Annotated in this window: 22 protein-coding genes and 1 pseudogene; 14 read left to right on the top strand and 9 right to left on the bottom strand. The window is 73.2% G+C overall.

Annotation, left to right across the window (positions count from 1 at the left end; genetic code table 11):
• Nucleotides 1-2: 2 nt before the first annotated feature.
• Nucleotides 3-1769 (bottom strand): glycoside hydrolase family 15 protein, encoded by a 1767-nt coding sequence (locus tag BX285_RS32530; protein WP_121179239.1) that lies wholly within the window; start codon nucleotides 1767-1769, stop codon nucleotides 3-5.
• Between the two features lie 17 nt (nucleotides 1770-1786).
• Entirely contained in the window at nucleotides 1787-2740 is a 954-nt protein-coding gene (locus tag BX285_RS32525; RefSeq protein WP_097240673.1) for a TIGR03557 family F420-dependent LLM class oxidoreductase, read from the bottom strand.
• Nucleotides 2741-2920: 180 nt separating this feature from the next.
• On the opposite strand from BX285_RS32525, the gene BX285_RS37625 reads away from it, so the two are divergent.
• From BX285_RS37625 to BX285_RS32510, 4 genes are all read left to right on the top strand, one after another.
• Complete coding sequence (locus tag BX285_RS37625; protein WP_183107306.1) at nucleotides 2921-3097, top strand: hypothetical protein; 177 nt, start codon at nucleotides 2921-2923, stop codon at nucleotides 3095-3097.
• Nucleotides 3098-3209: 112 nt separating this feature from the next.
• The gene (locus BX285_RS32520; protein ID WP_121179238.1) at nucleotides 3210-3668 is read left to right on the top strand and encodes an SRPBCC family protein; all 459 of its coding nucleotides are present in this window, start codon (nucleotides 3210-3212) and stop codon (nucleotides 3666-3668) included.
• A gap of 229 nt (nucleotides 3669-3897) precedes the next feature.
• Complete coding sequence (locus BX285_RS32515; RefSeq protein ID WP_121179237.1) at nucleotides 3898-4410, top strand: hemerythrin domain-containing protein; 513 nt, start codon at nucleotides 3898-3900, stop codon at nucleotides 4408-4410.
• Between the two features lie 78 nt (nucleotides 4411-4488).
• Nucleotides 4489-4782 carry a helix-turn-helix domain-containing protein gene (locus tag BX285_RS32510; protein ID WP_097240677.1) on the top strand — a complete coding sequence of 98 codons (294 nt, stop codon included), beginning with the start codon at nucleotides 4489-4491 and terminating at the stop codon, nucleotides 4780-4782.
• 88 nt (nucleotides 4783-4870) lie between these two features.
• Here BX285_RS32510 and BX285_RS32505 read toward each other — a convergent pair whose 3' ends face one another.
• Nucleotides 4871-5035 carry a hydrophobic protein gene (locus BX285_RS32505; protein ID WP_121179236.1) on the bottom strand — a complete coding sequence of 55 codons (165 nt, stop codon included), beginning with the start codon at nucleotides 5033-5035 and terminating at the stop codon, nucleotides 4871-4873.
• A 147-nt stretch (nucleotides 5036-5182) separates the two neighbouring features.
• Here BX285_RS32505 and BX285_RS32500 point away from each other — a divergent pair, with 147 nt between their 5' ends.
• Nucleotides 5183-7636: a DEAD/DEAH box helicase gene (locus BX285_RS32500; protein WP_121179235.1), complete on the top strand. Its 2454-nt coding sequence runs from the start codon at nucleotides 5183-5185 to the stop codon at nucleotides 7634-7636.
• Here the strand turns inward: BX285_RS32500 and BX285_RS32495 are convergent.
• Both BX285_RS32495 and BX285_RS32490 read right to left on the bottom strand, forming a co-directional pair.
• A complete protein-coding gene (locus tag BX285_RS32495; protein ID WP_220784007.1) occupies nucleotides 7564-9012 on the bottom strand; it encodes a condensation domain-containing protein in 1449 nt (482 codons plus the stop codon). The two genes, BX285_RS32500 and BX285_RS32495, sit on opposite strands and share 73 nt — an antisense overlap.
• Before the next feature lie 238 nt (nucleotides 9013-9250).
• Entirely contained in the window at nucleotides 9251-9952 is a 702-nt protein-coding gene (locus BX285_RS32490) for a substrate-binding domain-containing protein (RefSeq protein ID WP_259470935.1), read from the bottom strand.
• An 85-nt stretch (nucleotides 9953-10037) separates the two neighbouring features.
• Here BX285_RS32490 and BX285_RS32485 point away from each other — a divergent pair, with 85 nt between their 5' ends.
• The 7 genes from BX285_RS32485 (at nucleotide 10038) to BX285_RS32455 (ending at nucleotide 17234) form a co-directional block, all read left to right on the top strand.
• A complete protein-coding gene (locus BX285_RS32485) occupies nucleotides 10038-10805 on the top strand; it encodes an IclR family transcriptional regulator (protein ID WP_121179232.1) in 768 nt (255 codons plus the stop codon).
• 100 nt (nucleotides 10806-10905) lie between these two features.
• Nucleotides 10906-12114 (top strand): 4-hydroxybenzoate 3-monooxygenase, encoded by a 1209-nt coding sequence (locus tag BX285_RS32480; protein WP_097240683.1) that lies wholly within the window; start codon nucleotides 10906-10908, stop codon nucleotides 12112-12114.
• A gap of 120 nt (nucleotides 12115-12234) precedes the next feature.
• A complete protein-coding gene (locus BX285_RS32475; protein WP_121179231.1) occupies nucleotides 12235-13260 on the top strand; it encodes an amidohydrolase family protein in 1026 nt (341 codons plus the stop codon).
• A gap of 28 nt (nucleotides 13261-13288) precedes the next feature.
• Nucleotides 13289-13978 carry a 4-carboxy-4-hydroxy-2-oxoadipate aldolase/oxaloacetate decarboxylase gene (gene ligK, locus BX285_RS32470; protein ID WP_121179230.1) on the top strand — a complete coding sequence of 230 codons (690 nt, stop codon included), beginning with the start codon at nucleotides 13289-13291 and terminating at the stop codon, nucleotides 13976-13978.
• Between the two features lie 3 nt (nucleotides 13979-13981).
• The gene (locus tag BX285_RS32465) at nucleotides 13982-14914 is read left to right on the top strand and encodes an amidohydrolase family protein (RefSeq protein ID WP_097240686.1); all 933 of its coding nucleotides are present in this window, start codon (nucleotides 13982-13984) and stop codon (nucleotides 14912-14914) included.
• Between the two features lie 45 nt (nucleotides 14915-14959).
• A complete protein-coding gene (gene ligA, locus BX285_RS32460) occupies nucleotides 14960-16267 on the top strand; it encodes a protocatechuate 4,5-dioxygenase subunit alpha (RefSeq protein WP_097240687.1) in 1308 nt (435 codons plus the stop codon).
• A 1-nt stretch (nucleotide 16268) separates the two neighbouring features.
• Nucleotides 16269-17234: a Gfo/Idh/MocA family oxidoreductase gene (locus BX285_RS32455; RefSeq protein WP_097240688.1), complete on the top strand. Its 966-nt coding sequence runs from the start codon at nucleotides 16269-16271 to the stop codon at nucleotides 17232-17234.
• A gap of 71 nt (nucleotides 17235-17305) precedes the next feature.
• Here BX285_RS32455 and BX285_RS32450 read toward each other — a convergent pair.
• Nucleotides 17306-17392: pseudogene (locus tag BX285_RS32450) on the bottom strand (MaoC family dehydratase); the annotation flags it as partial.
• Between the two features lie 211 nt (nucleotides 17393-17603).
• Between BX285_RS32450 and BX285_RS32445 the strand changes: the two are divergent.
• Nucleotides 17604-18134 carry an EF-hand domain-containing protein gene (locus BX285_RS32445; RefSeq protein WP_107474921.1) on the top strand — a complete coding sequence of 177 codons (531 nt, stop codon included), beginning with the start codon at nucleotides 17604-17606 and terminating at the stop codon, nucleotides 18132-18134.
• A 21-nt stretch (nucleotides 18135-18155) separates the two neighbouring features.
• Here the strand turns inward: BX285_RS32445 and BX285_RS32440 are convergent, their stop codons facing one another.
• From BX285_RS32440 to BX285_RS32430, 3 genes are all read right to left on the bottom strand, one after another.
• Complete coding sequence (locus BX285_RS32440; protein WP_097240689.1) at nucleotides 18156-19064, bottom strand: NAD(+)/NADH kinase; 909 nt, start codon at nucleotides 19062-19064, stop codon at nucleotides 18156-18158.
• A complete protein-coding gene (locus tag BX285_RS32435; RefSeq protein WP_097240690.1) occupies nucleotides 19061-20086 on the bottom strand; it encodes an SPFH domain-containing protein in 1026 nt (341 codons plus the stop codon). Before BX285_RS32435 ends, BX285_RS32440 begins: the two co-directional genes overlap by 4 nt.
• 160 nt (nucleotides 20087-20246) lie before the next feature.
• The gene (locus BX285_RS32430; protein WP_097240691.1) at nucleotides 20247-21140 is read right to left on the bottom strand and encodes a S1 family peptidase; all 894 of its coding nucleotides are present in this window, start codon (nucleotides 21138-21140) and stop codon (nucleotides 20247-20249) included.
• A gap of 324 nt (nucleotides 21141-21464) precedes the next feature.
• On the opposite strand from BX285_RS32430, the gene BX285_RS32425 reads away from it, so the two are divergent.
• Nucleotides 21465-22391 carry a phosphotransferase family protein gene (locus BX285_RS32425; RefSeq protein WP_097240692.1) on the top strand — a complete coding sequence of 309 codons (927 nt, stop codon included), beginning with the start codon at nucleotides 21465-21467 and terminating at the stop codon, nucleotides 22389-22391.

The raw sequence follows: 22391 nt of genomic DNA, 5'->3' as shown, positions 1-22391 counted from the left end.
GCTCAACCGGGCGCCGGGGTGGCCAGGCGGGCTGCGCACTCCAGCAACACGGCGTGCACGAACGCCTGGGGCAGGTTGCCGCGTTGCTGGCGCTGGGCCAGGTCGTACTCCTCCGAGAAGAGGCCGGCCGAGCCGCACAGGCCGCGGGTGGTCTCGAACCAGCGGGCGGCCTCGACGGCGTGGCCCTGCTGGTGTTCGGCCAGGGCCAGCAGGAAGCCGCACAGGACGAACGCGCCCTCGGCCTCGGCCAGGGGGCGCTCGTCGTGGCGGAAGCGGTAGGCGACATGGCCGACCGTCAGCTGCTCGCGGCAGGCGCGCAGGGTGGCGACCGTACGGGGGTCGTCGGGGGCCGGGAAACCGCGGACCGGGGGGAGCAGCAGGGCCAGGTCGGGTGCCGGGTCGGTGGGGGAGCGCTGCCACCGGCCGGAGGGGTGCAGGGCGTGCCGGGAGGTGTGGGCCAACAGGCGGTCGGCCAGCGCGCTCCAGTCCGCCGCCAGACCGTCCGGCACGTCGGCCGGGCCGGCCGCCCGTGGCCGGGCGATCGCGCGCAGCCCGGCGGCGCAGACCAGGCGGCTGTGCGTCCACGCCCGGTCCTCCAGCTCCCAGATGCCGGCGTCCGGCCGGCGCCACCGCCGGGCGATCGCGTCGGCGGCGGTGCGCACGGCGGCCCGGGCGTCCGGGTCCAGGCGGTCGTGCCGGGCGGCCGCCGCGAACAGCAGCAACGCCTCGCCGAAGACGTCCAGTTGGAACTGTCGGGAGATCCGGTTGCCGACCTGGTCATGCCCGCCCGGGTAGCCGGGCAGGTCGACGGTGTGCTGGTCCGGTACCCGCCCGCCGCTCACCGTGTAGGCGGGGGAGAGCTGCGGGCCGTGCTCGGTGAGCCGGGCGGTGGTGAACCGTACGGCCTCGTCGAGGAGCGGGTACGGCCCGCACGCGGCGACGCCCTGCCCGGCCAGGCACTGGTCGCGGATCCAGACGTAGCGGTAGTCGTAGTTGCGCCCGGCCTCGGCCCGCTCGGGCAGGCTGGTGGTCGCCGCGGCGACCATGCCCCCGGTGGCGGGCGAGGTGAGCCCGCGCAGCACCGCGTAGGAGAACCGGGCGTCGCGCCCGTCCAGGGTGTGCCCGAGCTCCGGCACGGCCTCCCGCCAGGCGCGCTCGGTCGCGCGCCAGCAGCGCTCCGGGTCCGGCGGCGGCCCGTCCGGGCGCCGGTCGGACACCTCCAGGACGAGGTCCAGGCGCTCGCCCGGCTCCAGGACGACCTCCGCCGCCAGCCGCCCGGCGGCCGGGCCCGGGCGGGCGGTGTCGGCGCCCGTCCAGCGCAGCCGCAGCCGGCCGGCGCGCAGCGTCCAGCCGTGCGCCGTCCGGCGGGGAGCACGGACGCGGCCCGGCCCGAAGCCCGTCCCCGGCTCCAGGACCACCCGCAGCCGGGCCGGCCCGTAGTCGGCGGTCAACCGCCGCAGCAGCACCAGCCGGTGCGGATCCGCGGGCAGGGCCAGCGCCTCCCGGCACTCCACCACACCGCTCCCGGTGACCCACCGGCTGCGCCGCACCAGCCCGCCCTCCTCGTACGCGCCGCCGGGCACGAACCGGCCCACCGGTGTGACCGCGTACACCCCGCTGCCGCCGATCAGCCCGGCGAACAGCGGCTCGTCGTCCCAGCGCGGCGCGCACAGCCAGGCGACCTCGCCGCACGGGCCCACCAGCGCGCCGCGCTCGCCGTCGGCGAGGAGGGCGTACTCGCGCAGGCTCCACGGGGGGAAGGCGGTCATGCCGGGCTCCCTTGCGGTCAGGCCATCTGCGGCAGGATCTGCTCGCGGTAGAAGTCGAAGAACCCCTCCTGCTCCTGGCCGATCTGGCCCACGTACACCTCGTCGAAGCCCGCCCCGACGTAGCTGCGCAGCCGGTCGGCGTGCTGCTGCGGGTCGTCCCCGCAGGTGACCGCCTGCGCCACCATCTCCTCCGTGACCAGCGCGGTCGCCTGCTCGAAGTGCCGCGGCGTGGGCAGTACCTGGGCGAGCTCGCCGGGCAGCAGCTCGCTCGGCCACAGCCGGTCGACGGTCTTGACCGCCCGCTCGCGGTCCGGCGACCAGCAGACCTTCACCCCGCCCAGCACCGGCCCGCCGCCGCCCGCCGCCCGGTAGCGCCCGATCAGCTCGGTGTCCGGACTCATGGTGACCAGCCCGTCGGCGAACCCCGCCGCCCGCTCGGCCGCCTTCGGGCCGAACGCCGAGACGTACACGGGCAGGCGCCCCCGCTTCGGCGGCGTGTAGAGCCGGGCGTTCTCGACCGTGTAGTGCGCGCCCCCGTGGTTGACCAGCCCGCCGGTGAACAGCTCGCGCATCACCGCGACGGCCTCCTCCAGCATGTCCGCCCGCACGTCGAACGGCGGCCAGCGGTCGCCCAGCACGTGCTCGTTGAGCGCCTCGCCGGTGCCCACCCCCAGCCGCAGTCCGCCCTCCAGCTGCACGTCCGCGGTGGCCGCCGCCTGGGCGGTGACGGCCGGGTGGAGCCGTACGGTCGGACACGTCACCAGCGTGGTCACCGGCAGGTCGGTCACCTGTGACAGCGCACCGATCACGCCCCACACGAACGGGCTGCTGCCCTGGGCGTCGTTCCACGGGTGGAAGTGGTCGGAGATCGCCAGCCGGGTGAAGCCGGCCTGCTGCGCCATGCGGGCCTGCTCGACCAGCTGGGCGGGGGTGAACTCCTCGCAGGACAGGAAGTAGCCGAACGCGGTCATGGCAAGCCTCGGTTCCTCGACGGATCCCCCGCCGGAGCGGCTAACCGGGTGGCGCGCGGCGAAACCTCGCCGCGCGGGGGCGGGCCCGGGCCGGGTGGTGTGTGGAAGCAGCGGAGCGGGGCAGCCGCCCCGTGGCTCCTCCGCTCAGGGAGGAGGCGCACCCCGTGAGAGGACGATGAGATGAAGACCCCCGACGAGGACGCGCTACGAGGCGACGAGCAGGCGCGGGAACGGTCCGCAGAGGTGCGGGAGATCACCGCGCCCACCCCGGCGGACGTCCGGGCCAAGGCCGAGGACCCGCAGGACGGCGACGACGAGGAGCCGGAGCCGCCGGCGGCGGACGTCCAGGCACCGTGACGCGGCCGCCCGGCCCCGATCGGATGGTGTGCGGATGGTTACGGCGCCACCGGACGGGCAGACGCGCGGTCGGCCGGGAGCGACCCGGCCGCAACCGGAGAGGAGACCCCAGATGAGCACCGTGAAGGAATCCGTCGACGTCGACGTCCCGCTGCACTCCGCGTACAACCAGTGGACGCAGTTCGAGGAGTTCCCGCGGTTCATGGAGGGTGTCGACTCGGTGACCCAGCTGGACGACCGTCACAACCACTGGCGGACCACGATCGGCGGCGTCACCCGCGAGTTCGACACCGAGATCGTCGACCAGCTGCCCGACGAGCGGATCGCCTGGCGCACCACGGACGGCGACGTGGAGCAGAAGGGCGTCGTCACCTTCCAGCGCCTCGACGACCGGCGCACCCGCATCAACATGGCGATCGACTTCCGGCCCGAGGGCATGGCCGAGAAGGCCGGCGACATGATGGGCGTCATCGACCGTCGGGTGAAGGGCGACCTGCGGCGCTTCAAGGACTTCATGGAGGAGCGGGGCCGCGAGGAAGGCGGCTGGCGCGGTCGGATCACCCCCGGTTGAGCCCTGCCACCCGTCACCCGCCCCACCTGGACGAGCCCGGCACACGGCTCCGGCCCCCACGTCACGCGGGGGCCGGAGCCGTGTGCCGCGGGTCCTGGCCGGGAGCGTGGGGACCGGTGGACGATTGCGCCGGGAAGCCGCCCCCGGCGTTTGGGCCGGGGCCGGTCGGGGACACGCCGGGACGGGCGGGGATTCGTCACGCGGGGGTTCGTCACGGAGGAGACGCACGATGTCCCACGACGCCATCGTCCTGCTGCGGGAGGACCACAAGGAGATCCGCCGCCTGTTCCGCGCCTACCAGGGGCTCGCCGAAGGCGACGGGCAGGGTGGTGTCCAGGCACGGCGCGAGACGGTCGAACAGATCGTCGAGGCGCTGACCGTCCACACCTACCTGGAGAACGAGCTGTTCTACCCCAGGGTCCGCCAGGAGATCCCCGACCTCGCCGAGGACATGGACCGCGCCAAGGAGGAGCACCACGTCGCCGACATGCTGTGCGAGGAGCTGAGCCGGATGACCCCCGACGACGGGGGCTACGACGCCAAGACCGTCGTGCTGATCGACGCCGTCGGGCGGCACATGGAACAGGAGGAGGGCGACTGGTTCCCGCCGATCCGGGCCGCCCTCGGCCGCAAGGAGCTCGTCGAGCTCGGCGAGCGGATGCAGGCCGTGCGCGAGACGGCGCCGCGCCACCCGCCCGGCGGCGGCGTGCTGCACCGGATCGCGAACGCCCTGGAGGGCTGAGCCGGGCCAGGCAGGGGAAGGACGCCACTTGTGAACGACGACGGAGACCCGCTGAAGCGGCGGCCATATCCTGAGGTCATGGACGACCGCCCGACGGCCACCCGGCAGTGGACCTTCCTGACCAACCACGCCCGGGTGCTGGTGCAGATCGCCCGGGATCCGGGCGTCAGGGTCCGCGACATCGCGGCGCGCTGCCTGCTCACCGAACGGGCCGTGCAGCGGATCATCGCCGACCTCGAACAGGCCGGGTACCTGAGCCACGAGCGCCGGGGCCGCGCCAACCACTACCACGTGATCGCGAGCAAGCAGCTCCGCCACCCGGCCGACGCGGGCCCGACGCTGGCGGAGCTGCTTGCGGTCCTGCTGCACTGAGTCCGTGCTGCACTGAGTCCGTGCTGCATTGAGTCATGGGTGCGCCCACGGGCCCGGGCGCGCGACCGGCCCGGGCCCGCTGCGAGCGTCACCAGCGGTACCACCGTCGGCCACCGCCACGGCCGCCCGAGAACGCGAAGCCGAGAAGCCAGAGCACCAGGGCGGCCAGCGCGACCCACCACAGCACGTGGAGGGCGAAGCCGGCCCCGCCCAGGACCAGGACGAGCAGGAGAACGAGGACGAGAGCAAGCATGGGGATCGTCCCTTTCGTTGTTCGTGCGGTGCGGATGTTCGGACACGCGTGTGCCCGGTCCGGGGTGGTCCATGCGCGGGCGGGCAGCCTCCGTCGATGTGGTTCGATGCGGGTGCCGGAGGGACCTGTTGAAGGAGAGCCACCGCCGTGGAGAGCACGAGCACCACCGCCGCGCAGGACGGGCCGGCGCCGACCCGCCCCGACGCGGGGCCGCCGGTCCTGGCGCAGCCGGGCCGCATCCTCAACCCGCTGCCGCTGCACGGGTTCCAGAAGGACGCGGTGGCAGCCGCGGTGCGCGCGGTGAAGGACGGCGGGCGGGCGACGGTGGTGGCGGCGACCGGCTCCGGCAAGACGCTGATCGCGGCGGGCTGCGCCCGGCGGCTGGCCGCCCGGGGGCGGGTGCTGGTGCTGGTGCCGACGATCGAGCTGCTGGAGCAGACGGCCGAGGCATGGGCGCTGAAGGGCGGGCGCAAGGGGCTGGCGGTGGCGGCGTGTTCGCGCGAGGAGGCACTGGAGAGCGCCGAGGCGGGCGGCCGGGTACGGGCCGAGGTGTCCACGCAGGCCGTACGGATCGCCGACCTGGTGCGGGCGGCCGGGCCCGGCGAGCCGGTCACCGTGTACGCGACGTACGCCTCGCTGGAGCGGATCGTCCAGGCCCACCTGCTGTACGGCCTCCCGGCGTGGGACCTGGTCGTGGTCGACGAGGCGCACCGTACGGCCGGGGCGCAGGGCAAGGCGTGGGCCGCCGTGCACGCCGACGACCAGGTCCCGGCCGTACGGCGGCTCTACTTCACGGCGACCCCGCGGATCGCGGACGACCGGCGGGCGCAGGACGGCCTGGCCGACCTGGCCGACCTCACCGGGGGCGCCCTGCCCGAGCTGTGCTCGATGGACGACGAGCGGATCTTCGGCCCCACCGTCTCCACCTGGACTCTCGGCCAGGGCATCGAGCACGGCTACCTCGCCGACTACCGCGTCCTGGTCCCGGTGGTGACGGACGAGGACCTGCGCGACCTGCTCAACCTCCCCGCCGTCGCCGACCTGCGCACCCAGCGCAGCAACGAGGAACTGCTGCGCCTGGCCCTGCAGATCGCCGTGCTGCGCGCGGTCGCCGACCTCCGGCTGCGCCGGGTCATCACCTTCCACTCCCGGGTCGCCGCCGCCCGCGAGTTCGCCGCCACCCTGCCGGCGGCGGCCGACCTGCTGGACGAGCAGGACCGCCCGGAGCGGATCTGGGCGAAGGCGGTGGCCGGCACCGATCGGCTGCGCGAACGCCGGGCCGCCTTCGCCGAGTTCAGGGCCCACACCGGCGAACGCCCCGGCGAGGAGGGCGAGGAGTGCGGCATCCTCGCCAACTCCCGGCTGCTGTCCGAGGGCATCGACATCGCGGCCGTGGACGCGGTCTGCTTCGCCGACCCCAAGTCGAGCGTCATCGACATCGTGCAGGCGGTGGGGCGGGCGCTGCGCCAGTCCTACCGGCAGGGCAAGGTCAGCTGGATCATCATCCCGGTCCACCTGCCCGCCCCCGCGGTCGGTGACGACGGCGCCGGCGACGAGACGGCGGCCGCCGACCCGGCCGAGGTCCGCGACGCCGGGGAGGCGGTCAAGGCGGAGGCGGACGCCGAGATCGAGGCCTCCTCCTTCCGCACCATCTGGCGGGTCCTGCGGGCGCTGGCCGCGCACGACGCCCGGGTGGTCGGCCGGATCACCGAACTGCGCACCCACCGCGCCCAGCCCCAGCCCACCGCCCCGGCACCGGCCGCCGACGCCGAACAGCAGCCCGCGCCCCCGCAGGAGTCACCGGCCGACTGGCTGCGGATCGACGCCCGCCGGCACACCGCGCAGATCCTGCAGACCGTCAAACTGCGCGCCTTCAACCCGCGGGCGAGCGAGTGGCAGCGCATGCACGCCGTCGCCGCGGTCTTCCACATCGAGCACGGCCACCTCGACCCCACCGACAAGGCGACGCACCCGGGCCTGATCTCCTGGCTCGCCCGCCAGCGCCACCTGCACGGCCAGGGCCTGCTCGACCCCGCCCGGGTCGGCGAACTGGACGCGCTCGGCATGATCTGGTCGAAGAACGCCAACGCCTGGGAACGCGGCCACGCCTACGCCACCGCCTTCCACCGCACCCACGGCCACCTGGCGATCCCCGCCACGGCGAAGCTGGACGACTACGCGGTGGGCGCCTGGATGCGCCGCCAGCGCCGGGCCGAACACCTCACCGCCGAGCAGACCGCCAAGCTGGACGCGCTCGACGAACTGTGGCGCCTGGAACCGGACTGGAACCGCTCCTACCGCCGCCTGCTCGCCTACCTGGAGGCCGGCGGCACCCTCACCGGCCCCGTCAACCGCACCGGCCTCGGCGAGGACCCGGCCTTCCGCCCCGGCGCCTGGCTGCGCAAACAGGCCGCCGCCCGCACCGCAGGAAAACTGACGGAGCGTCAGGCTGCCCTCCTGGACGCCCTGCACGCCGTGCCCGTCCCGGATGCGACGCACGGCCCGCAGGCCTCCGTTCGGCGGGCCGGTCAGAACGTTCCGGATCGCGCCATGCTCTCCAGCGTCCGCGTCAGCGTGCGCCGGAGTGCGGACCTGGTGTGACGCGCCTGGGGCGTGTCCACGGAGATGGAGTTCACGTACAGTCCGGCGTCGTTGCGGTGGAACCAGAAGGAGATGCCGTTGCTGCGCGAGGCCCAGACGTGTGTCGTGGCCTTCCGCGCGGCGTGGTGCTGCGAGCCCGGCGACTTCCTGAAGTCGAGGTAGGAGAAGAAGTTCACGGCGTACGGCCAGTGGCGGAGGTCGGCGTGCTCCGCGGGGGCCAGCAGATGCCAGGCCTTCACGAAGGGCACATCGGTGGTGTTCCGTCGCATCTCGGTGGCGGCGAACCGCACGTTGTCGAGGACCTTCGTGAAGGCCCTGCCCCCCTGGGTCTCCGTGCCCTCCGTTCCCTCCGCGACCTCCGTTCCCTCCGCGACCTCCGCGACCGAGAACTCGATGGGCATCGTGTTGACGAACCAGCCCATGGTGTGGGCGTAAGGGCCGCGATCGCGCTCGCTGACCGGCATGAACCCCCGGTAGACCTCCGGCCCGCCCTCCTTCCTGAGGGACACCCCCACGGCGGCCAGCAGGCCCATGAACAGTCGTCCCTCCACGGCCCGGCAACGGGCTTCGAGCGCTTCCACCTCACCGCTCGCGAGCAGCATCCCCGTCTCGTTGACCGTCGGGTACATGCGGCCCGGCTCGACGCCGAGGTCCAGGGGGAACCGCGGGAAGAAGGTGCCGCTGCGCGCGACGAACGCCTTCCAGTGGTCCAGCCTGCCGTCCTCGACGTCCATCGACTCGTTGCGGCGGCGCTGTTCGCGGCTGTAGGCCAGGTAGCTCCCCGTCTCGGGAAGCTCCGGTCGACGATCCCGCGCGAACGCCGCGTAGGCGGTGGCGATGTCGTTGATGGCGATGGGGGTCGACAGTCCGTCGGTGACGATGTGGTCGCAGGCGAAGAACACCGTGGTGGACTCCTCCCTGAGCACTGCGCCCATCAGGATGAGCGGCCAGGACAGGGTGTCGACGCTCTGGAAGAACTCGCCCAGGAATTCGCGGAGTTCGGTGCGGGAGTCGACGCGCCCCCGGTCGACGGCCTCCAGTTTGACGTCGTCCGGTTCGAGGACGTCGCAGGACAGGTCGCCGGCGAGCTGCTGGAAGGTGCAGCGCAGCACCTCGTGCCGCCGCACGAAGTGCAGGAGCGCCGACTCCAGCGCCGACCGGTCCACCGCGCCGGGGATCTCGAAGGTGCCGGCCACGTAGGTGGAGATCGTGTCGTTCGCGATGCGGGCGCTCTGCGCCGCGGCGAAATGTTTCACCTGGTTGTACGTCGTGCTTTCCCGCTGCTGCCCGGGCTCGCCGGAGCCGCCCGACGTCGTGGCGGCCATCCGCCATTCGAGAATGCTTCCGGGTTCGATCTCCACGTCTCCGACGGGCATCTGCAACACGATGACTCCTCCCGCTGCTACCTGCAGTGCAACTCCGCCGCGGCCGAGGCACGGCCCCGGCCGGGCAGTTCGCGGGCACCAGCGTTGCCGTCAGCAGCCTCCTGCGATCACCCGGTCGCCCAACGAGCCAACCGCCCGGATGGATACGGCCGGACGGAATTCGTCGTACCGCCGTCCTCGGCCCGCCCGGCCCAGGCCCGGCAGCATCCTGTCCTGACCTGCAGATCCGTCAGTTGTGGTCGCCGGCGGCCCGCATGCCCTTGGCGTGGGCGGCCTTCGTGGCGGTGTCGGAGCCGAGGAGGTCGAGGACCGCGGTGGCGCGGTCCGGTGCGGAGGACGTCGCCGGCACGGCGCCGGTGAAGGTCGAACTGATCGCGGTGCTGCCCGGCAACGGCCCGAGGACGGTGACGCCCGGCAGGTCCATCAGTTCGCTGTGCTGTTGGAACGCGAGGTCGGCGTCGCCGGAGGCGAGCATGCTGCCGACCGGCGTCCCGGGCGGTGCCTGGACGAGCCGGCCTCGCACCGCTTCGGCGAGGCCGAGCCGGTCGATCAGGTCGACGACGGCCTTCCCGCTCGGGCCGGTGGAGTGGGCGACCCGCTTCGCGGTCAGCAGGACCTCCCGCAGGTCGGCCTCCGAGGCGAGCGCCGGGGCCGGTGCTCCCTCGGGTACGGCGGCGACGACCTGGGAGATCCACAACGGTCGCAGCGTGCGGTCGAGGAGGTGGCCCTCGGTGGCGAGGGCGGCCATGGCGTCGTCGGCGAGCACGAGGACGTCGGCCTCGGCGCCGGCGCGGACCCGCCGTGCGATGTCGACCCCGCCGGCCGACTCGAAGCGGACCGGGATCCCGTGGACCCGTCGGATGTGTTCGGAAAGTTCGGCCAGGACCGCCCGGGTCGCCATCGAGGACAGTCCGGAAATCTCTCGGTGCACGTCGCCTCCTTGTGTCCGGCCGATGCTACGGCCCACGAGTGGGCAGTCCGACAGGGGCACCCGACCGGTCTGCGAGACTGAGCGGATGAGCGCAACTCCTGGTACCGCGGCCGGAAAGGTTCTCCAGGTCCTGTCGACCTTCGATCGTGAGCACCGGTCACAGACCCTGTCGGAGATCGCTCGGCGCACCGGTCTGGCCCTGAGCACCACGCACCGCGTGGTGCGGGAGCTGGCCGACTGGGGCGCGCTCGAACGGGCGGAGGACGGCTCCTGGCACGTCGGGCTGTGGCTGTGGGAGATCGCGTCGGGGTGCCCCCGCACCCAGATCCTGCGCGACGTGGCGCTGCCCTTCATGCAGGACCTCTACGAGGCCACGCACGAGAACGTCCAGCTCGCCGTGCGCGAGGGCACCGAGCTCGTCTTCGTGGAACGGATCGCCGGGCACCGATCGGTCGAGCTGGTGACGATGGTCGGTGCGCGTTTCCCCGTCAGCGCCACCGGGATGGGCCGCGTGCTGCTGGCGCACGCACCGCGGGACATCCAGGAGGCCGTTCTCGAAGCACCGTTGCAGGCCTGGACCGCACACACCCTGACCGATCCGAAGGCGCTGCGGGCGCAGCTGGACCGCATCCGCCGCGAGCAGGTCGTCGTCAGTGACCGGCAGCTCTCCGAGACCACGGTCGCGGTGGCCGCGCCGGTGCGGATCGGCCGGACCGGGCCGGTGAGTGCCGCGTTGGGGATCGTCATCGCGGCGCGCGGCGCGGGCCGCGCCCGCGGGCTGCGCGAACCGCTGCTGCGGGCCGCGTCCGGCATCTCCGAGGAGCTCGGACGGCGGACCCGTACGACGGCCTGACGCCGAGAGCGCTTCCGCCTGGCGGAAACCCTGCTGACTGCTCGCGGCCCCGGATGCCAGCGTTCGGGGTGTCCGAGACCGCAGTCGTTCAGGAGACGCCATGGCCGATGCCATCGACACCGTCACTTCGGTACCCGTCGCGGTCGTGGGGGCCGGCCCCGCCGGCCTGATGCTCGCTCACCTGCTCGGACGCGCCGGGATCGAGACGGTTGTGGTCGACACCCGTACCCGGCACGAGATCGAGACGACGCAGCGCGCCGGCATCCTGGAAGCCGACGTGGCCCGGGACCTGGTCGACACCGGGGTTTCCGGCCGGATCCTGCGCGAGGGGGACGAGCACGAGGGCGTGGAGCTGCGGTTCGCCGGCGGGGCGCACCGGATCGACTTCAAGGAGCTCGTCGGCGCGTCGGTCTGGTTGTACCCGCAGACCGAGGTGTTCGTCGACCTGGCCGACGCACGCGACCGGGACGGCGGAACGGTCCTCTTCGGCGTCGGTGACACCGAGGTCCTCGATGTCACCACCGAGGCGCCGAGGGTCCGTTGCACGGCGGCCGACGGGACCCGCCACGAGATCCGGGCCCGGTACGTCGTCGGCGCCGACGGGTCACGCAGCATGTGCCGCGACCTGGTGCCCGAGCACCGGCGCGTGCGCTACGGCAAGGAGTACCCCTTCGCCTGGTTCGGCATCCTGGCCGAGGCCCCGATGAGCGCCCCCGAGCTGATCTACGCCCACTCCGAGCACGGGTTCGCCCTGATCAGCCGGCGCACCGAGACCGTGCAGCGGATGTACTTCCAGTGCGGTCCGGACGAGTCCGTCGGCGCCTGGCCGGACGACCGCATCTGGGAGACCCTGCAGGCCAGGGTGGCCGGTCGGGACGGCTTCCGCCTGAAGGAGGGCGCCGTCCTGGAGAAGACGGTGCTGCGGTTCCGCTCCTTCGTGCAGGAGCCGATGCGCTGGGGCTCGCTGGCGCTCGCGGGAGACGCCGCGCACACCGTCCCGCCGACCGGGGCACGCGGCCTCAACCTCGCGCTCCACGACGTGAAGGTCCTCGCCGACGTCCTGCGACGGGCCCTCGGCCCCGAAGGGGACACCGCCCTGGACGACTACCAGCCGCGCGCCCTGCGGCGGGTGTGGCGGGCGCAGAACTTCTCCTCCTGGATGACCCAGCTGCTGCACACCGCGCCCGGCGGCACGGCGTACGACCTTCGGCGTCAACTCGGCGAGCTGGACAACGTGGTGGGCACCCGCGCCGGACGCACCTATCTCGCCGAGCAGTACACCGGCTGGCCCACCAGCGCCCGGCACTGACCTCAGGGCCGGTCGGCGGACCTTTGCCGGACAGGCCCCGGACAAGCCCCGGACAGGCCCCGGACAGGCCGCGGACAGGCCCCGGACGGTCACCACCAGACGGTCACCAGGAGAGAACGCATGATCATCGACTGCCACGGTCACTTCACCACCGCACCCGCGCAGTTGGCGCAGTGGCGGGACCGGCAGGTCGCGAGCGTCGGCGACCCCGACAACGCGCCCGACCCCGACCGGCTGGTCATCACCGACGACGACCTGCGCCAGGCGATCGAGGGCAACCAGCTGAGGCTCATGGACGAGCGCGGCAGCGACCTGACGGTCTTCTCGCCGCGCGCCAGCTTCATGGCGCACCACATCGGCGACTTCGAGGTCTCCTCGGTGTGGGCGCGGATCTGCAACGACCTGGTCCACCGGGTCGGCGCGCTCTACCCCGACCGCTTCGCGGTGGGCGCGATGCTGCCGCAGTCGCCGGGCGTCGACCCCGCGACCTGCCTGCCCGAACTGCGCCGTGCGGTGGAGGAGCTGGGCGCGGTGGCGGTCAACCTCAACCCCGATCCGTCCGGCGGCCGGTGGACCGCGCCGCCGCTGACCGACCGCAGCTGGTACCCGCTCTACGAGGCGATGGTCGAGTACGACATCCCCGCCATGATCCACGTCAGCACGTCCTGCAACCCGGCGTTCCACACCACCGGCGCCCACTACCTCAACGCCGACACGACGGCGTTCATGCAGCTGGTCCAGGGCGACCTGTTCGCCGACTTCCCGACGCTGCGGTTCGTGATCCCGCACGGCGGCGGGGCGGTGCCCTACCACTGGGGCCGCTTCCGCGGCCTGGCGATGGCACTGGGAAGGCCCGATCCCGAGGCGCTGCTGGACAACGTCCTCTTCGACACCTGCGTGTACCACCAGGCGGGCATCGACCTGCTGACCCGGGTGATCCCCAGCAGGTCCCTCCTGTTCGCCAGCGAGATGATCGGCGCGGTGCGCGACGTCGACCCCCGCACCGGCCACCACTTCGACGACACGAAGCGGTACGTGGACGCGACCGCGAACCTCTCCGACCGGGAGCGGGCCGACGTGTACGCCGGCAACGCCCTTCGCGCCTACCCCCGACTCGCCGCACGACTCGCCGCCGCCGGCCGCTGACCGGCCGCTGACCCGAGGAGAAGAAGGCATGGAACACACCGAGATCGGCGTCGTCCACACGGCGGTCACCCGCGCCGACCCCGACGCCGTCGCCGCCCTGTCGGCGTTCGGCGTGGCGACCGTCCACGAGGCCATGGGCCGGACCGGCCTGATGCGCCCCTACCTGCGCCCGGTCTACCCGAAGGCGCGCCTGTGCGGTACGGCCGTGACGGTGCTGCTGCAACCCGGAGACAACTGGATGCTCCACGTCGCCGCGGAGCAGATCCGCCCGGGCGACGTGGTCGTCGCGGCCTGCACGACCGAGAGCGAGGACGGCTTCTTCGGCGAGCTGCTGGCCACCTCCTTCCGGGCCCGCGGCTGCCACGGACTGGTCATCGACGGCGGCGTGCGCGACGTGGCCGACCTGGAGGGGATGGACTTCCCGGTCTTCTCCCGGGCGGTCAACGCCAAGGGCACGGTCAAGGCCACGCTCGGCTCGGTCAACGTTCCGGTGGTCTGCGGCAACGCCCTGGTGCGCCCGGGCGACGTGGTCGTGGCCGACGTCGACGGCGTCGTCGTGGTACCGCGTGAACGGGCCGCCGAGGTCGCCGAGGCCGCGGCCCGGCGGGAGGCGGGCGAGGAGGGCAAGCGCGCGCGGTTCCGCGCGGGCGAGCTCGGTCTGGACATCTACGGCATGCGCGGCCCGCTGGCCGAGCTCGGACTGCGGTACGAGGACTGAGACATGGACACCGACCCGACCACCGAGTTCGAGAAGACCCCCGGCTGGCTGGACTGGTACGCGGGCCCGAGCCGCCCGCAGTTCCGGCTGCCCGAGGGCGCCGTCGACGCGCACTGCCACGTCTTCGGCCCCGGGGCGGAGTTCCCGTACGCGCCCGAGCGCAAGTACACCCCCTGTGACGCCTCCAAGGACCAGCTCTTCGCCCTGCGCGACCACCTGGGCTTCGCCCGGAACGTGGTGGTCCAGGCGACCTGCCACGGAGCCGACAACAGTGCCATGGTCGACGCCCTGCGGGCTTCGGGGGGCCTGGCCCGCGGCGTGGCGACCGTACGCCCCGGCACCTCCGCAGCGGAGCTGCGGGACCTGCACGAAGCGGGTGTCCGCGGTGTGCGGTTCAACTTCGTCAAGCGGCTCGTCGACGCGGCCCCGCAGCAGGACCTGTGGGACGTCGTCGAGCGGATCAGGCCGTTCGGCTGGCACGTCGTCGTCTACTTCGAGGCCGGCGACCTCGCCGGCCTGCGCGAGTTCCTCCTGTCGGTCCCGGTGCCGCTGGTCGTCGACCACCTGGGCAGGCCCGACGTCGGCAAGGACCCGGAGGGCCCGGAGTTCGAGGCGTTCCTCGACTTCATGCGGGCCAGGGACGACATCTGGTGCAAGGTGAGCTGCCCGGAGCGGCTGTCACTGAGCGGCCCCGCGGCCCTGGACGGCGAGCGGCGGGCCTACCGGGACGTCGTCCCGTTCGCCCGGCGGGTGGTCGAGGAGTTCCCCGACCGGGTGCTGTGGGGCACCGACTGGCCGCACCCGAACCTCACCGACCACATGCCCGACGACGGCCTGCTCGTCGACTTCATCCCGCACATCGCGCCGACGCCCGCGCTCCGGCAGGCGCTCCTGGTCGACAACCCCATGCGCCTGTACTGGCCGGACGCCGACTGAGCCGCCCCGACCGCCCCGACCGCCCTACGAGAGGAGGCACCCCCCGTGCCGCTCGACAAGAGCTACAAACTGGTCCCGGGGACGACCGTCTTCGACGCCGAGCAGTCCGCCAAGGGCTACCACCTCAACCAGTTCTGCATGTCGTTGATGACGGCGGAGAACCGGCAGAGCTACCTCGCCGACGAGCGCGCCTACCTGGACGCGTGGCCGCTGCGGGAGGAACAGAAGCAGGCGCTGCTCGACCGCGACCTCAACGCCGCGATCCGCGAGGGCGGCAACATCTACTTCCTGGCCAAGTGGGGAGCGACGCTCGGACTGTCCTTCCAGCAGATGGCCGGGTCGATGACCGGCATGACCGAGCAGGACTACCGCGACATGATGGCCGGCGGCGGACGCCCCGTCGCCGGCAACCGGATCGACCACGCCGTCCTCGAAGCGGCGCACGCCGACCGACGTCCGCCGAAGGCAGGGGCCAGCATCACCGGCGCGGTGTTCACCTCGCACGTGCCCGCGATCGGCGCGGCCATCGACCACCACAAGACCGACGAGCCCTACTGGCGGCCGGTCTTCGAGGGCTACGAGTTCTCCAGGCGGTGGCAGCGGGAGAACGTCCCCGACGTGATCGTCCTGGTCTACAACGACCACGCCTCCGCCTTCGACCTGTCGCTGATCCCGACCTTCGTGCTCGGCACCGGTGCGGCCTACCCCATCGCGGACGAGGGCTACGGGCCCCGGCCGGTCCCCGGCATCGAGGGCGATCCGGAGCTGGCCGCGCACATCGCGCACGCGCTGATCCAGGACGACTTCGACCTCACCCTCGCCAACGAGATGACCGTCGACCACGGCCTGACCGTCCCGCTGTCGCTGATGTTCGGCGACGTCGAGCGGTGGCCGTGCAAGGTGATCCCGTTCCACGTCAACGTGGTGCAGTACCCGGTGCCTTCGGGCGCGCGGTGCTTCGCGCTCGGCCGGGCGCTGCGCAGGGCGATCGAGTCCTACGACCGGCCCCTGAAGGTGCAGGTGTGGGGCACCGGCGGGATGAGCCACCAGTTGCAGGGCCCGCGCGCCGGCCTGATCAACCGGGAGTGGGACAACGCATTCCTGGACCGGCTGGTCGCGGACCCGGAGGGCCTGTCCCGGGTGCCGCACCTGGAGTACGTCGAGGAGGCCGGCTCGGAGGGCATCGAGCTGGTCATGTGGCTGATCGCCCGGGGGGCGATGAGCGACATCGACGGATCCGGCAGGACCGAGGTCAAGCACCGCTTCTACCACGTGCCGGCGTCCAACACCGCCGTCGGCCACCTGATCATCGAGAACCACCCGCAGGGCGAGACGCCCGGCATGAAGGAGTGACATGACCGACGAGAAGACCGTCCGGATCGCCCTGGTCGGTGGCGGCGCCTTCGGCGCCAAGCACGCGGCCGCGCTGCGGCGGATCGAGGGCGTCGAGGTGACCGCCGTCGTGAGCAGCACGCTCGAACGCGCCCGGCGCTTCGCCGAGGAGCAGGGCACGGGCCGCGCCGTCGCGAGCCTTGAGGAGGCGCTGGCGGCCGACGACGTCGACGCCGTCATCCTCGCCACGCCCACCCCGGTGCACGCCGCGCAGACGCTCGCCTGCCTGGAGGCCGGCAAACACGTCCAGGTCGAGATCCCGTTGGCCGCATCGCTGGAGGACGCCGAGGCGTGCCACGCTGCGCAGCAGCGCACCGGCCTGGTCGCCATGGTGGGGCACACACGGCGCTTCAACCCCAGCCACCAGTGGGTCCGGCAGCGGATCCAGGCCGGGGACTACCGGATCCAGCAGATGGACGTGCAGACCTACTTCCTCCGCCGCGAGAACCTCAACGCACTCGGCCGGCCGCGCTCCTGGACCGACCACCTGCTGTGGCACCACGCCGCGCACACCGTCGACCTGTTCGCGTACCAGACCGGGTCGCCGATCGTGCAGGCCAACGCGATCCAGGGACCGATCCACCCCGAGCTCGGGATCGCGATGGACATGTCCGTCCAGCTGCGCGCGGAGAACGGTGCCATCTGCACCCTGTCGCTGTCGTTCAACAACGACGGGCCGCTCGGCACCTTCTTCCGCTACATCGGCGACACCGGCACCTACCTCGCGCGCTACGACGACCTGGTGACCGGGAAGGACGAGCCGATCGACGTGAGCGCGGTCGACGTCTCGATGGACGGCATCGAGCTGCAGGACCGCGAGTTCGTCGCCGCCGTCCGCGAGGGCCGCGAGCCGAACGCGTCCATCGCCCAGGTGCTGAACTGCTACCGGACGCTGGCTGCCCTTGAGGAGCAGCTGACCACACCGTGACCGGGTAGCCCGAAAGGGCCCCGTCTCCTCCTGGAGACGGGGACCTTTTCGGTACCCGGCGGTGTCGTGACTCAGGCGTAGAAGCGCGAGACGCTCTGCAGGACCGCGGCCGGCTTCGGCTCGCCCTCGATCTCCACGGTGCCGTCGACGGTGATCTCGCCCCACTTCGCGTCGGGCACGCCGATGACGGCGCACTCGAGGCCCCCGACCCGCGCCCCCTGACCCGCTCCCCTGGGGACACCGCGATGCCGGTCTCGGTCCGATTCCGGCCACGCCCGGGTGGCGGCCGTCGTGTCTGCTCCGGTCCGGCCGGTGGAGGCGATAGCGTCCGGCGGAGCAAGTCGGATGGGAGAAAGGGATGGTGACGGAATGTCGGACCAGGCGAAGCGGCGCATCTTCGCGATGTTGGACGCGGACGGGGACGGGGTGATCACCCGGGCCGAGTACCTTGCGCGGGTGGAGCGGGCGGCCTCGGCGTGCGGGCGCGAGCCGCAGGACCCCCTGGTCGAGGCGGCCAGGGCGGCCCACCGGGAGGTGTTCCGGCAGATGGACGGCGACGGGGACGGCGGCGTCACCTTCGAGGAATACCGTGACTGGGCCGGGCACGACGCCTTCGAGCAGTCCTGCCGGCCCGCCCTCGGCTCCCTGTTCGACCTCGCCGACTCCGACGGCGACGGCCGGCTGACCCGCCAGGAGTTCACCCGCCTTCGCGCGGCGACCGGGAACACGACCGACGGAGCCGCTGCCGCGTTCGCCGCCCTGGACACCGACGGTGACGGCACCGTGGACCGCGCCGCCTACCTGCTGGCGATCCGGGACTTCGTCACCAGCGGAGCCTCCCCGATGGCCGACGCCTACGGTGACGGGAGCCCGGAGCCGCGGGAGCTGTCGGCCCGCTGACGGTCCGGTCGGGGCCCGGGCTCAGCCCAGGAGGCGCAGGCGGGTGGTGGAGACGCCGACGCGGACGGTCTGGCCCCAGGTGAGGTCCAGGGCGTCCGCCTCGATCCCGTCGCCGAAGGCGACCAGGTGCTCGGACTCGACGGTGAGCACCAGGCGCCGTCCGGCGTCCAGCAGGCCGTGGACCTGGCTGGTGCCGGTGGTGGGGGAGGGCCAGGCCTCGCGGACGAACCAGGCCAGGGCCGGTGCGTGCGGGGCGGGCAGGGGGAGCGGGCTGCCGCGTTCCAGCCAGGCCGAGCGGCACCAGCCGGTGGCGCCCGTGCCGGTGCCGATCAGGACGCCCGAGGAGGCCTGGGCCTCGGCGGGGATTTCGGAAAGCACAGGGTCGTCGGTGCCCAGGCGGTAGCGGGCCGTCTGGTGGCCGGGCTGGCCGACGTACACCTCGTTCAGGGCGAGCAGCCGCTGGCCGTCGTCCGCGACCGCCTCGACCATGGTCCGCTCCTCCAGCGGCCCCCGGCCGTCCGCCGCCGCCCGTAGCAGGGCCGGCAGGGCGTCCACCCGGTGGCGCACCAGCACACCGGGGTTGCGGCCGGGGTCGGCGTCCACGCCGATGACCGGCTGGCCGTCCAGGTACTTGGCGACGTTGGCCACCAGGCCGTCCTGGCCCACCACGGCGACCACGTCCCCGGGTTCGAAGAGGAAGCGCGGCAGGTCCGCCCGCTCGACCCGGGTACGCCGCCAGTCCAGCGGTACGGCCGCCGCCGCCGCGGCGAGCGCCGCCGCCTGCCGGCGGTGGCGCTGCTCGACCTCCGCCGCCGAGCGGCCCCGGGAGGCGAGGAAGAACGCCGCCTGCCCGGGGGTGCCGTGACGGGCCACCAGTTCCTCGTACTCGGTGCGCCGGTGCACCAGGACCACCCGCGGGGCGAGGGTCACCGCTGCGCGCCGGGAGCTCCGGGGGCGCCGGGGGCGCCGAGGCGGGCGAGCAGGCCGGTGAGCACGTCCGGGGTGAGCGTCACGCTGTCGATCCGCGGCAGGTGCTCGGCCAGCCGCATCAGCGCCAGCGCCCGCAGCACCGCCGGGTCGGCCTGCTGGTGGGCGGTCAGCCAGGCGGCCTCCGCCGCGGCCCGGGCGTCGCCGAGGTCGCGGGCGGCCTGGGCCTCGGCGGCGGCGAGCCGGGTGCGGCGCTGGGCCTCGGCGTCGGTGCGGACCCGGTCGGCGACGGCCTCCTCCTCGGCCTGGAGCCGCTGGTTGGCACCCTGCTGGGCGAGCAACTGCTCCTCGCGGCGGGCGAGTTCGATGCGGTTGGCGAGTTCGTTCTCGGCGATGCCGCGCTCGTGCTCGACGGCCACCGCGCGGCGCTCGAAGGTCGCCCGGTCGGCTTCCTGCTGCACCAGCTCGCGGGCGGGGGTGCGCAGCGCCCGCTCGACCTCCGGCTCGGGCCGCAGCGCCACCACCCGGACGGCGATCACGGCGAGCCCGGTCTCGGCGATCCGGGGCTCGCCGGCGAGGCCGTCGGCCATCCGCTCGCGCACCGCGCTCACCCCGTCGGCGAGGGCGGCGGCGAGCGGGGTGCGGGCGAGCAGGCCGAGCGCGTGCTGCTGGGCGGTCTCGGTGAGCAGGGTGGCGAGCTGGTCGAGCGGGGCGGTGCGCCAGGCACCGGTGTCCGGGTCGATGCCGAAGTCGACGCGGGTGGCGGCGGTGGCCGGGTCGGTGATCCGGTAGGTGAGCGTCGCCTGGACGGTGACGTCCTGGAAGTCCGAGGTGCGGGCGTGGAAGAGCATGGCGAGTTCCCGGTCGTCCACGGGGACTTCGGAGATCGCCGCGGTCAGCGGTCGGAACCAGAACGCCAGTCCGGTGCCCTCGTGGGCGACCCGGCCGCGCCGCAGGTGGCGGACGTGGGCGGTGGGGACGGCGCGCAGGTGGCGCAGCCCGAATCGTCTGGTGATGTCGGCCATCGGTGGAACCCCTTTTCGTCATGGCGACGATATGGGTCCGTGCTGGTTTTCGTCAAGACGACGAAAAGGGGCCGCCCGGCCGCCCCCGCTGCCGCACGCAGCAGGGGCGGCCGGGCGGCCGGGGTCGGGATCGGGGTCGGGGAACGACGGCCGGGGTCGGTCAGTAGATGTTGACCCCGTAGGCGGCGAGCGCCTCGTTCACCGGTTGGAAGAAGGTCGTGCCGCCGGTGCTGCAGTCGCCGCTGCCGCCGGAGGTGATGCCGAGGGCCTTGGTCCCGTCGTACAGCGGGCCGCCCGAATCCCCGGGCTCGGCGCAGACGTTGGTCTGGATCATGCCGCGTACGGTGCCGCCGTCGGAGTAGCGCACGGTGGCGTTGAGCGCGGTGACCGTGCCGCCGTGCGTGCCGCTGGTCGAGCCGGTGCGCTTGACCGACTCGCCGACGAACGCGTTCGGGGCGGAGGAGTACCCGCCAGGGTGGCTCAGCGCACTGTTGTCGTACCGGACCAGCGCGTAGTCGTTGCCCGGGAAGCTGGAGTTGACGGTCGCGCCGATCAGCGTGGTGTGGCCCGAGTTGGTGTACCAGGTGCTCGCGACGTTCCCGCAGTGCCCTGCGGTGAGGAAGTAGTACGTGCTGCCGCTCACCACGTTGAAGCCGAGCGAACAGCGGTACTGGCCACCGTAGATGGCGTTGCCCGCCGAGAGCAGCGGGCGGAAGGTCCCGGGGGAGCGCTGGATCCGCAGGGTCGCCGCGTCGGCGCCGGCGGCCTGCCTGATCCTGGCGATCCCGTCCGGGGAGACGGAGCTGTCCGCCGTGACGACGACCCGGCCGGACGCCTGGTCGGTGTACCAGGCGATGCCGTTGACGTCACTGCGCTGCACCGCGTCGCTGACCGCCGCCAGCCGCGTGGGGGCGGCGGGAGCGGCGGACGAGGCGGGAGCGGCGACGGCGCTCGGCACGGCGACCGCGGTCGCGGACAGCAGGCCGACGGCGGCGGCGAGCAGACGAGTGGTCCGCGCGGTGCCGGTGTGGGGGGTGGTGCGCGTGGTCCTCACTGATCTCCTCCTGGGAGTGAGAGGCCCCTGAGGGTGGGGGCCGGTGAGGCGCGGTCAGGGCGTGCGCGGGCACCCGCCGCAGCTCACGGGAGCCACGCGGATGATCTGCCCCTGACAGGCGCTGACGGGAAGTATGGGCAGGGCCGTCGAGCCCGCACAAGCCCTCGGGAACGGGCCTGCACACCATCTCGACAATCCGTCAGGCCCGGGGCGCCCGGCTCCGTTGCGGCCGACCCGGGGGCGCGACCCGGGCCGACCCGGTGAGCAGGCAGCGCCGCGGGAAACTCCGGTGCGGCGAGGAAGTGCGGGCCCTAGCATGCGTGGATGGACCTCTCGCATCTCGGCGCGCCGCTCGGGCCGATGGTTCGCGTCCACGGCGGGTTCGCCAACCGGATGTACCGGCTCGACACCGACCAAGGGTCGTTCGCGGTGAAGGAGTTGAACCTCGCCGACCGCCGCCGGCCGTATCGGGCCGAGGACGTGTTCAGGTTCGAGCGGGCGGCCTTCGCCGCCGGCATCCCGATGCCGGAGCCGATCTCGGCGAGCCACGACACGCTCGTTCACCGGTGGGTCGAGGGCGAGAAGGTGCCGGAGGCACCGGTGTCGGCGGCGTACGCGTTCGAGATCGGTGAGATCCTGGCGCGCCTCCACGCGCTCGACGTCGCGTGGACCGGTGCGCCGGTCGAGGAACCGGAAACGCCACGGGACTGGCCCGAGCTCGCCGCGCGGGCGGTGGCGACCGGACAGCCGTGGGCCGACGAACTCGCCTCCCACGTCGAGACGTTCCTCGCGATCGCCCGCTTGGTCGACACCTGCGAACGGCCGGGCCCCGTGGTGCTGACCCACCGGGACGTCCAACCGTGGAACCTGCTCGCTCGCGAGGGCCGGCCGGTGGTGCTCGACTGGGAGCTCTCCGGGATGCTCGACCTGTCCGGCGAGCTCGGCTCGACCGCGCTGAGCCTCGCGAAAGGGCCTGGCTTCGACGACATCAGGCCCGCCGTCTTCCGTTCGGTCCTCGACGGCTACGTCGCGGGCGGCGGAGCGCTGCCGCCGTCAGGTCCGAGCTGGTTCGTGTACATGGTCGGCGGCTGGCTGGGGCACACGAGGTGGAACATCCTCCGGTGCCTCGCCGGAGTCGAGGCGAGCACCGGCCCCGACCTCGCCCTGTCGCACGAGTCCGCGCGCAACGGCGTGCGCGGCCTCCCCGACCTGTACGGCCGGCTCCCGGAACTTGAGGCGCTGCTCCTGTGA

This window comes from Streptomyces sp. 1114.5 (genome assembly GCF_003635085.1).
Classification (GTDB): Bacteria; Actinomycetota; Actinomycetes; order Streptomycetales; family Streptomycetaceae; genus Kitasatospora.
This window is presented reverse-complemented; position numbering and strand designations above follow the sequence as displayed.